Raw genomic sequence first — 12120 nt, forward strand, 5'->3', positions numbered from 1 at the left:
CGACGATCTGCACCTGTACCGTCATGTCGAGCGCCGAGGTCGGCTCGTCGAGCACCACCAGCCGGGGCCGCAGCACCATGGCACGCGCGATGGCGATGCGCTGGCGCTGGCCGCCCGAGAACTCGTGCGGGTAGCGGTGCTTGGTGGCGGGGTCGAGCCCGACCTCGCGCATCACCTCTTCCACCGCCGCGGCGGCGGGCTTGCCGTCGGGCGAGCCGTGCACCCCCAGCCCCTCGGCGATTATCTGTTCGCAGGTCATCCGGGGCGAGAGCGACCCGAATGGGTCCTGGAAGACGATCTGCATCTCCGAGCGCAGCCGCCGCAGCTGCCGCGTCGACCAGCCGCGCACGTCCTGCCCGCGATAGGTGATGCCGCCCTCGGAGTGGATCAGCCGCATGACCGCAAGCGCCAGCGTCGTCTTGCCAGAGCCGGATTCGCCCACGATGCCCACGGTCTCGCCGGCGCGGACGGCGAAGCTCGCGTCGTTCACCGCCTTCACGTAGCCGACGGTCTTCTTGAGAAAGCCCTTGTGGATCGGGAACCAGATCTTGAGGTTGTCGGCCCGCGCGATCTCTTCGGCGCCAGGCTGGACCGGGTCGGGGCGTCCGGTGCTTTCGGCCGAGATCAGCATCCTCGTGTAGGGGTGCTGCGGATTGCCGAAGATCTCGGCGGTGCGGCCGTGCTCGACGATCTCGCCGTTCTTCATCACGCAGACCCGGTCGGCGAACTTGCGCACGATGTTGAGGTCGTGGGTGATGAAGAGCAGGCTCATGTCCTCGGCCTCCTTGAGCTCGGCGAGAAGCTCGAGGATCTGCGCCTGGATCGTCACGTCGAGCGCGGTGGTCGGCTCGTCGGCGATCAGCAGGTCGGGGCCGTTGGCAAGCGCCATTGCGATCATCACCCGCTGCCGCTGCCCGCCCGAAAGCTGGTGCGGATAGGCCGAGAGCCGGCTCTCGGGGTCGCGGATGCCCACCTTGTTCAGCAGGTCGATGATCCGCGCCCGCGCCGCGTCACCGACGAGGCCCTGGTGCAGCGCGATGCTTTCGCCCAGCTGCTTTTCCAGCGTGTGCAGCGGGTTGAGCGAAGTCATCGGCTCCTGGAAGATGAAGCTGATGTCGTTGCCGCGCACCTTGCGCAGCAGCGTGTCCGGGGCGCCGATCATCTCCTGCCCCTTGTAGGTGACCGAGCCCTCGACCCGCGCGGCGTCGCCCAGCAGCGACACCGTGGACAGCGCGGTCACCGACTTGCCCGAGCCGGATTCGCCCACCAGCGCCACCGTCTCGCCCTTTTTCAGATCGAAGGAGACGCCCTTGACCGCTCGGGTGTCCTTGCCGTCCTGGCGGAAGGTCACCGCAAGGTTCTTCACCTCGAGAATCGTGGTCATGAGAAGGTCTTCCTCGGGTCGAAGGCATCGCGCACGCCTTCGAAGATGAAGACCAGCAGGGAGAGCATCAGCGCGAAGACGGTGAAGGCGGTAAAGGCCAGCCATGGCGCCTGCAGGTTCTGCTTGGCCTGCAGCGTGAGCTCGCCCAGCGACGGCGCCGAGGAGGGCAGGCCGAAACCGAGGAAGTCGAGGCCGGCCAGCGTCGAGATCGTGCCGGTCACGATGAAGGGCAACATGGTCAGCGTCGCCACCATGGCGTTGGGCAGCATGTGGCGGAACATGATGGTCACGTTGCCCACCCCCAGCGCCTTGGCGGCGCGCACGTATTCGAGGTTCCGGGCGCGCAGGAACTCGGCCCGCACCACGCCCACCAGCGCTGTCCAGCCGAAGGCCACGGTGAGGATCACCAGAAGCCAGAAACTTCGGCCGAGAATCGCGAAGAGGATGATGATCACGTAGAGCGCGGGCGTGGCCGACCAGATCTCGATCACGCGCTGGAAGATGAGGTCGAGCCAGCCGCCGAAATAACCCTGCAGGGCGCCTGCGACGATGCCGATGAGCGAGGCGCAGACGGTCACGATCAGGGTGAAGAGGATCGACAGGCGGAAGCCGTAGAGCACCCGCGCCGCCACGTCGCGCTTGGTGTCGTCGGTGCCCAGCCAGTTCTGGCCGTTGGGCGGCAGCGGTGCCGCGCCGGGACGGTCGACGGGGGTGTTGAAGCTGTAGGGGATCGGCGGCCAGATCATCCAGCCCTTCTGGAAGTCGCCGCCGAGCGCTTCGCCCGCGTCCACCGCCTCGATCAGGCCTTCAGGGTCGTCGAAACACTCCTCGAGCCCGCCGGTCTTCACGAGGCACTGAACCTCGGGGTCGCGGTAGACCGCCTCGGTGCGGAAGTCGCCGCCATAGGCGGTTTCCGGGTAGAACGAGAAGATCGGCATCCGGTACTCGCCGCGGTAGTTGACGAGGATCGGCTTGTCGTTGGCGATGAACTCGGCGAACAGCGACAGGGTGAAGAGCACGGTGAAGATCACCAGCGACCAGTAGGCCCTGCCGTTGCGGCGGAAGTTGCGCCAGCGCCGCTGGTTCAGCGGCGACAGGGCGAAGCGGCCGGGTTTCGGCTGCGGCACCACCGCAACGCCCGGTTCGGGCTGGGGGCGGGGGACTGCGGGCATCTCGCGCCCGTCATCGCTGCGAGCGGGATCGGGTTCGTAGCTCATCGCTCAGCCCTCCCGCTTTTCGAAGTCGATGCGCGGATCGACCAGCACGTACATCAGATCCGAGATGATCCCGACCACGAGCCCGATCAGCCGAGCCGTCCCAGCCCGTCGAGCGAGAAGATGGTCTCGATGATCAGGCTCCCCGAGAAGAACACGCCGATGAACACCGCCGGGAAGCCCGCGATGACGATCAGCATGGCGTTGCGGAAGATGTGGCCATAGAGGACGCGGGCCTCGGTCAGGCCCTTGGCGCGGGCGGTCATCACGTAGTGCTTCTTGATCTCGTCGAGGAAGCTGTTCTTGGTGAGCAGCGTCAGCGTCGCGAAGGCCGAGATGGTCGAGGCGAGGACGGGCAGGGCGATGTGCCAGAAGTAGTCGACGATCTTCATCGGCCAGGACAGCTGCGCCCAGTTATCAGAGGTCAGCCCCCTGAGCGGGAAGATCTGCCAGTAGGAGCCACCGGCGAAGAGCACCAGCAGCAGGATGGCGAAGAGGAAGCCCGGAATCGCATAGGCCACGATGATGGCGCCGCTGGTCCAGGTGTCGAAGGCGGAGCCGTCCTTGACCGCCTTGCGGATGCCGAGCGGGATCGAGATCACGTAGGCGATCAGCGTCGACCACAGCCCGAGCGAAATCGACACCGGCATCTTCTCCATCACCAGGTCGATGACGCTGATCGAGCGGAAATAGCTCTCGCCGAAGTCGAGCCGCATGTAGTTCCAGAGCATGTTGAGGAAGCGTTCCAGCGGCGGCTTGTCGAAGCCGAACTCGCGCTCGAGCTCCGCGATGAAGTCGGGCGGCAGGCCGCGCGCACCGGCATACTGGTCGCTGCCGCCACCGCTGCCCGAGGCGGCCTCGCCGCCGCCGCCCGCGAAGCCCTCGAACACGTCGCCCTGGCCCTGGACCTGGGCAATGATCTGCTCGATCGGCCCGCCAGGCACGAATTGCACGAGTGTGAAGTTGATGACCATGATCCCCAGCAGCGTGGGAATGATGAGCAGCAGTCGTCTTAGGATATAGGCGCCCATGGAGGCTTACAGCGCTCCCTTGGCGCGGAGGGCTTCGGCCTTCTCCTCGTCCCACCACCAGATCGACATCTCGCCGAGCCCGTAGGGCGGCGGGGTGTCGGTGTAGGGACGGTCATAGACGTCGATGAAGGCGATGTGGTGCACGCCCTTGTACCATTGCGGCACCCAGATGTGCATGGCGCGAAGCACCCGGTCGAGCGCGTGCACGGCGGTGGTCAGCTCCTCGCGGCTCTTGGCGTTGGCGATCTTGTCGATCAGCGTGTCGACGCCCTCGTTGCTGAGGCCCGCGATATTGGCGGATCCGGGCACCTCGGCGGTGTCCGAGCCAAAGATCGAGCGCAGCTCGTCGCCCGGCGTCTGGCTCATTGCGAAGCGTTGCGTCACCACGTCGTACTCGAAGTTCTTCTCGCGCTCCTGCGCCTCGGCGGCGTCGACGCGGTTGGCGCTTGCCTCGATCCCGAGCCGCTTCAGGTTCTCGATGTAGGGATTGATGATCCGGTCGAAGGAGGGGCTGTCGTTCAGCACCTCGACGGTCAGGCGCTTGCCGTCCTTGTAGCGGTAGCCGTCTTCGCCGACCTCCCAGCCGGCACCGGACAGAAGCCGCCCGGCGCTGCGCAGCGAGCGGCGGTCGGCAAGCTCGGTCGGGCTCGATTCCGCGGGCACGAAGGCCTCTTCGGTGAACACGGTCTCGGGGATGAACTCGCGGATCGGCTCGAGCAGCTCGAGCTCGGCCTCGGAGGGCATGCCGCTGGCCTGCAGGGTCTCGGAGTTTTCCCAGAAGCTGTCGGTGCGGTCGTAGAGGCCGTAGAACAGGCTCTCGTTCGACCATTGGAAGTTGAAGGCCATGCCGATGGCCTCGCGGACGCGCGGGTCCTGGAACTTGTCACGGCGCAGGTTGAACCAGAAGCCCTGGGTTCCGGCGGGGCGGCCGTCGGGCAGGGTCTCGACCTTCACGGTGCCTTCCTCGATTGCAGGAAAATTGTAACTCGTGGCCCAGATGCGCGACTGGTATTCCTCGCGGTAAGTGTAGGCGCCACCTTTGAAAGCCTCGAAGGCGGTGCTGTAGTCGGCAAAGTACTCGATGCGCAGAATGTCGAAATTGTTCTTGCCGACATTCACCGGAAGATCCTTGGCCCAGTAGTCGTCGCGGCGCTTGTAGGCCACCGAGCGGCCCGGTTTGACCGACAGCAGCTCGTAGGCGCCCGAGCCCATCGGCGGCTCAAGGCTGCTCTCGGCAAAGTCACGGGTCTCGTAATAGACCTTTGAAAACACGGGCAGACCGCCCGCCGTCATCAGCAGCTCGCGCAGCGGCCCGTCCGGGTTGAAGGTGAACTTCACCGTGTGCTCGTCGAGCGCCTCGGCCTTCTGGATGTCGTTGAACTGCACCCGCAACGCCGGCAAACCCTTTTCCACCAGCACGTTGAACGAGAAAACGACATCTTCCGCGGTGACCGGCGTACCGTCGCGGAAGGTGGCCTCGGGGCGCATGTGGAAGATGATCCACTCGCGGTTTTCGGGGTACTCGACGCTTTCGGCCAGCAGGCCGTACATGGCGTCGGGCTCGTCCAGCGTGCCGGTCAGCAGGCTGTCGTAGAACACCGAGGACAGGGCCGCGGCGTTGCCCTTGAGGATGTAGGGGGTGAGGCTGTCGAAGGTGCCGAAGGCCCAGGTCGACATCTCGCCGCCCTTGGGCGCATCCGGGTTCACGTAGTCGAAATGGGTGAAGCCGGCGGGGTACTTGAGCTCGCCGAAGGACGAAACCCCGTGCGAGGTGATGATGCTGTCGCCGTCCTGCGCAAGGCCGGGAGAGGCGAGGGCGAGACTGAGAGCGAAGAACGCTGATCCGAGGAAGCGGGCAGGTCGGGATGTGGCGGCGCACGTCGTCGTCCGGATCATGAGGTCTCCCCTGTGTGGCGGCTCTGGTGGCTCTTTTCGCCTGGTGCCTTAAGCTAAGGTCGCGCGGGCGACACATTCAAGCGAAGTTTGCTAGAGTTTACGTGAGCGCCCCGCGATCCTCAGAGATATGGCCGCCGCCGGAATCGAAAAGGGCCACGGTTGCCCGCGGCCCTGCACTCCGGTCCCCAACGGCGGTCAGCCGCCGAGGCTGTCCAGATAGGCGATCAGGTTCACCCGGTCCTGGGGCTTTTTCAGGCCGGCAAAGCTCATGGCCGTGCCCGGCGCGGCGCCCTTGGGATTCTCGAGGAAGTGGAACAGGTTCTCGGGCGTCCACACGTCGCCGACCTGCTCGAGCGCACCCGAGTAGTTGAAGCCGGAAACCGAGTCGATGTCGCGGCCCACGACGCCGTCGAGATGCGGGCCGGTGGCGTTCGAGCCGTCGACCTTGTGGCAGGCGCGGCACTTGCCGAACACCTTCTCGCCTGCACCCGCGTCGGCAGACGCCATCAGCGTCTCGAAGTCCATTTCTGGTTCTTCGCCGCCGCCGCCGGATTCCTCGACCTCGATGACATAGGCCGCCGCGTGCTCTTCGCCGTGGCCGCCGCCCATGCTGTAGAGGCCGTCCCCGACCCAGCTGCCCAGAAGGTAGACCAGCAGTGCTCCGCAACCGCCGCCGACCGCCTTGGTAATCGTCATGGTGTCCAGCATGTAAGCCGTTTCCCCCTGATATCCCTCGAACTCCGTCGCCCGGATTTCTACGGCTTCCAATGCTTTCTGGCAAGGTATAGAAGCCGCGACCAAACGCGCATACCCCGTTGTCGGCCAAAATAATGAATGGAATTGCCAATGACCAACCGCATCGCTTTCCAGGGGGAACTGGGTGCCTATTCGCACGAAGCCTGCCGCGACGCGCGTCCGGACATGGAAGCACTTCCCTGCAACACCTTCGAGCAGGTCATCGAGGCAGTGCGCTCAGGTGAGGCCCAGCTGGCGATGCTGCCGGTCGAGAACACCACCTACGGGCGCGTCGCCGACATCCACCGGCTGCTGCCGGCGAGCGGTCTGCGCATCGTGGACGAGGCCTTCGTGCGGGTGCACATCAGCCTGATGGCGCTGCCAGGCGTGGCGCTCGAGGATCTGCGCAAGGTGCGCGCGCACCTGGTGCTGATCCCGCAGGCGGCGAGCTTCCTTGCGAAATACGGCATCAAGGGCGAGGCGGCCGCCGACAGCGCGGGTGCCGCGGCCGAGCTGTCGCGGATGCAGCATCGCGAGGTGGGGGTGCTGGCGTCGGATCTCGCCGCAGAGACCTACGGGCTCAATATCCTCGCACGGCACATCGAGGACCACGCGCACAACACCACGCGATTCCTCATCATGGGTGAGGAGCCCGATCTCAGCCGACGCGGCGAGCACGGCATGATGACGACCTTCATCTTCCAGGTCCGCAACATCCCGGCGGCGCTCTACAAGGCGATGGGCGGGTTTGCCACCAACGGCGTCAACATGACCAAGCTGGAAAGCTACATGGTCGGCGGCTCGTTCACGGCGACGCAGTTCTACGCCGACATCGAGGGCCACCCGGATGACGCACCGGTGCAGCGCGCGCTGGAAGAGCTCGATTACTTCACCGAAAAGCTTGAGATACTGGGCGTCTACCCGCGCGATCCGCGCCGGGACTGACGCCCGCGGAGGGGCAGGAATGGACGAAAGCAGGATCATCGCGCGGGTCAGCGCAACCGGCGCGCGCCGCGTCGTCGGCGTGGGCACCTTGGCGGTTCTCGGGCTGCTGCTGCTCTGGCTGCTGGTGGCCGAGCCGCCGGCCGAGCTTGCGTGGCAGGGCTTCCTGCTGGTGATGGGCGTGGGCGCGCTGTGGATGGCGCAGATGATGTGGCGCTCGACCGGGCGCGAACTCTGGCTGACCGAGGACGCGCTGATGGACAGCACCGGCACGGTGCTGGCGCGGATCGAGGACATCGCCAAGGTCGACCGCTCGATGTTCGCGATGAAACCCTCGAACGGCTTCCTCGTGCAGCTCAAGGAGCCCGGCGCCCGGGCGTGGCAGCCGGGGCTCTGGTGGCGCATGGGGCGCCGCGTTGCCGTCGGCGGGGTCACCGCCGGGCGCGACACCAAGCCAATGGCCGATGCGCTGGCGATGCTGGTCGCCCGCCGCGATGGGATGGGCCTGCCGGAATGACGAAACGGCCGCGCTGAACTGCGCGGCCGTTTTGCTTTGCCGGTTTTGATTTCCCAGTTTTGCTTTCCCGGGGCGTCGGGCCTCAGCCCTTGCTCTTCGACTTGCCGTTCGGCTCCACGTTGTTCGAGCCATCCTCGTTGGTGCAATCCGTGGCGTTTTCGGCGTTGTTGGTGCAGAGCGAGCTGCCCGGCGCGTCCTGGTCGCCGTTGCCCCAGCCGTTGTTTTCGCCCATCGCCCCTGCATAGAGCACCTGCGGCGCGTAGCGGGGGTGGGTGAAGCTGTAGGTGCGGATCTCGAGCGGGGCGAGCCCGACGCGGAACACCGGATTGTAGTCCTCCCACGTCTCCACGAGGATCAGCTCGGCGCCATTCGCGATGTTCGGCAGGCGCTCGGTGTAGTTGTTGAGGTCCTGCGTCTCGAGCGCGGGGTAGTCGCCACGCGCCACTGACCACTCGACGTCGAACTTGTCGTTGGCCTCCTTGTAGGACACCACCGTGATGCGCAGGTCGGCGGGGAAGAGCCCGGTAAGCTCGTCCGGCAGGACCGGGTTGCGGGTCAGCACGCCGAGCAGCTTGAAGGTGTTGTCGAAATACTCGTCCTCGAGCACCTCGGTCTCGCGCGAGACCATGTCGCCGATGGCGTAGTTGGCCTTCTGGTTCACCGTCTTCGTGTCCTTCTCGAGAATGAAGCCCAGATACGAAGGGGGGCTGACCTGCTTGTACCTGTAGCAGGCGCGCAGCAGCATGGTCTCGTGCTGCTTGCCGTGCACGAAGCTGCGCTGCGGCGTCACGTCCATCGCGGTGTCGACGCAATCCGCCTGCGACGAGGGCGGTTCCCAGTCGCGCATGTCGAGACCGATCATCTCGAGATGCAGCATCTCCTCGCAGTTGCCGAGCACGGGCGCCTGGTCGCAGATCTTCAGCTTCAGTTCCTCGTGCGAGTAGCTGGCACCGGTCCCGAGCTTGACCTCGCGGACGGTCTGGTCGAGCGCGCGTTCGAGCGCGGTCTGGCGGACGGTGAGGGCGCCCATCTCGATGGCCGACAGGGCCATGCCGACCATGAGCGGGGTCCAGAGGGCGAAGGGAATGACCGCCGAGCCCTCGTCGTCGTCGCGGAAGCGACGCAGGGCGTTCTTGAGGAAACCGATCATTGGGTGAGCCTCAGCTGGTTGAGCGTGTGGGCGATGGTCGAGAAGGCCTCGGTGATCTCGACCCCTTCCACCCGGAAGAAATGCGCGGGGGAGGAGGCGCAGCTTTCCATTACGTCCGCGCCGCGGTCCTCGACCTCGAAGCCGACGGACCAGATGATGATGCCCTGCGCCTTGGCGGCGTTGCAGATGCTGCCGAGCAGCGCGTCGCCGAGGTCGGCGTTGTACTTCTGGTAGTAGAAGCTGCTGCGCTCGTAGGAGTTCACGTAGCGGCTCAGGTAATACCAGAGGTTGTAGCGGTTCCAGTGCGCGTATTCGGACTCGGAATTGTAGGCCCAGTCCTGGATCCGGTAGGAGCGGTCGTGCTGGCCATCGGTCATCAGCACCACGGTCTTGAGCACGTCGGTGTCGTCATAGGCCACCGGGCGGCCCTCGAACACCTGGTCCACCGAACCGCGCGCGATCATGCCGCTGGCGATGGGGCGGGTCGACGGGTCGAGCAGCGCGGTGCCCCACTTCATGCCCATGAAGATCGAGGTGCCGGCCCGCGGCTGAAGCTGGTTGACCTGCGCCTTCAGCGCGCTCGCGTCATGGCTCCAGGCCTGGAGCCGCTCGTAGCCGTAGCGCGGGCAGACCGTGTCGCTCAGCGTGTTGTTGTAGCCGTCGTAGTTCCACTGGTAGTGCTGCATCTGCTCGTAGGTGCGTGAGAAATCGAGCGCAGCCGATCCGAAGACGCTGTTCGGCATCTCGATGCAGTGCGAATAGCCGTGCTTCCAGTTCACGCTGAGATAGCTCAGGATCTCGGGACCGGCGTTGACATGCTCGGAGTAGGGCACCAGCGAGATCGACACGAGGTCCTCGTTGCCCTCCGCGAGCAGGGTGTCGATGAACGTGCCCGCCGCGTCCTGCATGTTCGCAAGCTTGTCGTTGTCGTCCATCGAGCCCGAGATATCGAGCACGAGCGAGACCTCGACCTTGTTGATGCGCTCGGTCGCCTCGGCAAGCCCGTAGGCCTGCAGGTTGTCGACGCCCAGAATCTGCATGAAGTTCGAGGGCATGGTCTTGTAGCCCTCGGCGACGACGGTGCGGTAGTTCAACCCCTCGTCCACGTCGACCGAGATCAGCGCATCGGCGAGCGCCATCTTGTCCATGTAGTCCTCGACCACGCCCTGCGCCTCGAGCTCGTTGTCGAGGTCGGCGGCGGCCAGAACAGCGCGGTCGAGCGTGTTCTGGACCTTGGTGCGCTGCAGCTCGGCATAGATCATGTCGATGCCGAGGCCGCCGAAGATCATCATCATCATTGACAGCACGACCGCCATGTAGGTCATGCTGCCGCTCTCGTCCCCGGCGAAGCGGGGGGCACGGGTCGCCAGCGCGGTGGCGCTGGTGGCGGGCCGCGGCAAGCTGCCGCTCCAGAATGCAGAACGTTCTCGTCTCATCCCGATTCCTTCCTTCCCGGGGGTGCGCCCGGAAATCCCCACCGATACACGTTGCGATGGGCATGATATGCCGATCCAAGATGGCCAGATTAGGGCGGATTTGACGGAAAATTCTTAAACTTCAGAAGGTTATGGGGGACAAAGCTGGCGTTCCGGGCGGCTCTGTTTCGCGCCGGGGGACAATTGGGGGCGGTATTCCTAACGAAGCCTTTTTCTATCCGGGCAAATCTGGCGAAAAAGGGATTTCGCCGTGGAATCTGCCGGTCTAGGGTTAACGCGAAAGGCCCGGCACATCGCCCCGAAGAGGGCAGGCCGGTCCGCCATGGTAGGAGGAGAGAGACCATGTGCGCAGCCCCGCTCAACGAACCGACGTTCCGGCAGAGCGTCGATCTGATGTTCAACCGCGCCGCGGCGCTGATGGATCTGCCGCCCAGTCTCGAACAGAAGATCCGGGTCTGCAACGCCACCTACACCGTGCGGTTCGGGGTGCGTCTGCGCGGCCAGATCCACACCTTCACCGGCTACCGCGCCGTGCATTCCGAGCACATGGAGCCGGTCAAGGGCGGCATCCGCTACTCGGCCGCGGTCGACCAGGACGAGGTCGAGGCGCTGGCCGCGCTGATGACCTACAAGTGCGCGCTGGTCGAGGCGCCGTTCGGCGGCTCCAAGGGCGGGCTCTGCATCGACCCGCGCGAGTATGACGAGCACGAGCTCGAGCTCATCACCCGGCGTTTCGCCTACGAGCTCATCAAGCGCGACCTGATCAACCCCAGCCAGAACGTGCCGGCCCCCGACATGGGCACCGGCGAGCGCGAGATGGCGTGGATCGCCGATCAGTTCGCCCGCATGAACACCACCGACATCAACGCCCGCGCCTGCGTTACCGGCAAGCCGCTCAACGCGGGCGGCATCGCCGGGCGGGTCGAGGCCACCGGGCGCGGCGTGCAATACGCGCTGCGCGAGTTCTTCCGCCACCCCGAGGACGTGGCGAAGGCCGAGCTTTCGGGCGGGCTCGACGGCAAGCGGGTGATCGTGCAGGGGCTCGGCAACGTGGGCTACCACGCGGCGCGGTTCCTGTCGGAAGAGGATGGCGCGCTGATCACCGGCATCATCGAGCGCGACGGCGCGCTCTACGATCCCAAGGGGCTCGACGTCGGGCGGGTGCACGAATGGCTGGTGCGCCACGGCGGCATTACCGGCTATCCCGACGCCAACAGCGTCGCGGACGGTGCGGCGGTGCTGGCGGCGGAATGCGACATCCTCATCCCCGCCGCGCTCGAGGGGGTGATCAACCTCTCCAACGCCCACGACATCCAGGCCAAGCTGATCCTCGAGGCCGCCAACGGCCCGATCACGGCGGGCGCGGACGACATCCTGCGGACGCGTGGCAAGGTCATCATCCCCGACCTCTATGCCAACGCGGGCGGCGTCACGGTCAGCTACTTCGAGTGGGTCAAGAACCTCAGCCACATCCGCTTCGGCCGGATGCAGCGACGGCAGGAAGAGGCGCGGCACCAGCTCGTGGTCGACGAGCTGCAGCGGCTCGACCTCATGCTGGGAGATGCCTGGAGCCTGACGCCGAGCTTCAAGGAGAAGTACCTGCGCGGCGCGGACGAGCTCGAGCTCGTCCGCTCGGGCCTCGATGACACCATGCGCATCGCCTACCAGTCGATGCGCGAGGTCTGGCACGGGCGCGACGACGTCACCGACCTGCGCACCGCAGGGTTCATCGTGGCGATCGACCGGGTGGCGCGGTCGTACCGGGCCAAGGGCTTGTGATCCCGACAGCCCCCGGCATGGCGTGACATCCGTGCC

At 65.7% G+C, this 12120-nt stretch carries 9 protein-coding genes and 1 pseudogene; 3 read left to right on the top strand and 7 right to left on the bottom strand.

What is annotated here, in order from left to right; all coding sequences use genetic code 11:
* From HC022_RS11085 to HC022_RS11105, 5 genes and pseudogenes are all read right to left on the bottom strand, one after another.
* Positions 1-1384 (bottom strand): ABC transporter ATP-binding protein (locus HC022_RS11085; RefSeq protein WP_167452464.1); only part of this gene is annotated, 1384 nt, incomplete at its 3' end.
* The gene (locus tag HC022_RS11090; RefSeq protein WP_254885051.1) at positions 1381-2601 is read right to left on the bottom strand and encodes an ABC transporter permease; all 1221 of its coding nucleotides are present in this window, start codon (positions 2599-2601) and stop codon (positions 1381-1383) included. The genes HC022_RS11085 and HC022_RS11090, both read right to left, overlap by 4 nt.
* A 3-nt stretch (positions 2602-2604) precedes the next feature.
* A pseudogene (locus HC022_RS11095) lies at positions 2605-3629 on the bottom strand (microcin C ABC transporter permease YejB).
* 6 nt (positions 3630-3635) lie between these two features.
* Positions 3636-5525, bottom strand: a complete 1890-nt coding sequence (locus HC022_RS11100) for an extracellular solute-binding protein (RefSeq protein WP_167452465.1) — start codon at positions 5523-5525, stop codon at positions 3636-3638.
* 195 nt (positions 5526-5720) lie between these two features.
* Positions 5721-6233: a cytochrome c family protein gene (locus HC022_RS11105; protein WP_008882938.1), complete on the bottom strand. Its 513-nt coding sequence runs from the start codon at positions 6231-6233 to the stop codon at positions 5721-5723.
* A 138-nt stretch (positions 6234-6371) separates the two neighbouring features.
* Here HC022_RS11105 and HC022_RS11110 point away from each other — a divergent pair, with 138 nt between their 5' ends.
* Together HC022_RS11110 and HC022_RS11115 are read left to right on the top strand one after the other, a co-directional pair.
* Positions 6372-7205, top strand: coding sequence for a prephenate dehydratase (locus HC022_RS11110; RefSeq protein ID WP_167452466.1), 834 nt, complete (start codon positions 6372-6374; stop codon positions 7203-7205).
* Positions 7206-7224: 19 nt separating this feature from the next.
* A complete protein-coding gene (locus HC022_RS11115; protein WP_089958534.1) occupies positions 7225-7719 on the top strand; it encodes a hypothetical protein in 495 nt (164 codons plus the stop codon).
* Positions 7720-7801: 82 nt separating this feature from the next.
* On the opposite strand, the gene HC022_RS29120 is transcribed toward HC022_RS11115, so the two are convergent.
* Positions 7802-8869: a TadE/TadG family type IV pilus assembly protein gene (locus tag HC022_RS29120; protein ID WP_167452467.1), complete on the bottom strand. Its 1068-nt coding sequence runs from the start codon at positions 8867-8869 to the stop codon at positions 7802-7804.
* The gene (locus HC022_RS11125) at positions 8866-10269 is read right to left on the bottom strand and encodes a pilus assembly protein TadG-related protein (protein WP_368484652.1); all 1404 of its coding nucleotides are present in this window, start codon (positions 10267-10269) and stop codon (positions 8866-8868) included. The genes HC022_RS29120 and HC022_RS11125 overlap by 4 nt, the downstream gene beginning before the upstream one ends.
* Positions 10270-10647: 378 nt before the next feature.
* On the opposite strand from HC022_RS11125, the gene HC022_RS11130 reads away from it, so the two are divergent.
* Positions 10648-12084, top strand: coding sequence for a Glu/Leu/Phe/Val dehydrogenase (locus tag HC022_RS11130; RefSeq protein ID WP_167452469.1), 1437 nt, complete (start codon positions 10648-10650; stop codon positions 12082-12084).
* The last annotated feature ends 36 nt before the right edge of the window (positions 12085-12120 follow it).

It is taken from the genome of Salipiger sp. HF18 (assembly GCF_011806505.1).
Taxonomy (GTDB): Bacteria; Pseudomonadota; Alphaproteobacteria; order Rhodobacterales; family Rhodobacteraceae; genus Salipiger; species Salipiger thiooxidans.

Excerpts from the sequence above, each read along its gene's own strand:
- HC022_RS11090 (WP_254885051.1), bottom strand. The coding sequence starts at position 2,601 with ATGAGCTACGAACCCGATCCCGCTCGCAGCGATGACGGGCGCGAGATG.
- HC022_RS11100 (WP_167452465.1), bottom strand. The coding sequence starts at position 5,525 with ATGATCCGGACGACGACGTGCGCCGCCACATCCCGACCTGCCCGCTTC.
- HC022_RS11105 (WP_008882938.1), bottom strand. The coding sequence starts at position 6,233 with ATGCTGGACACCATGACGATTACCAAGGCGGTCGGCGGCGGTTGCGGA.
- HC022_RS11110 (WP_167452466.1), top strand. The coding sequence starts at position 6,372 with ATGACCAACCGCATCGCTTTCCAGGGGGAACTGGGTGCCTATTCGCAC.
- HC022_RS11115 (WP_089958534.1), top strand. The coding sequence starts at position 7,225 with ATGGACGAAAGCAGGATCATCGCGCGGGTCAGCGCAACCGGCGCGCGC.
- HC022_RS29120 (WP_167452467.1), bottom strand. The coding sequence starts at position 8,869 with ATGATCGGTTTCCTCAAGAACGCCCTGCGTCGCTTCCGCGACGACGAC.
- HC022_RS11130 (WP_167452469.1), top strand. The coding sequence starts at position 10,648 with ATGTGCGCAGCCCCGCTCAACGAACCGACGTTCCGGCAGAGCGTCGAT.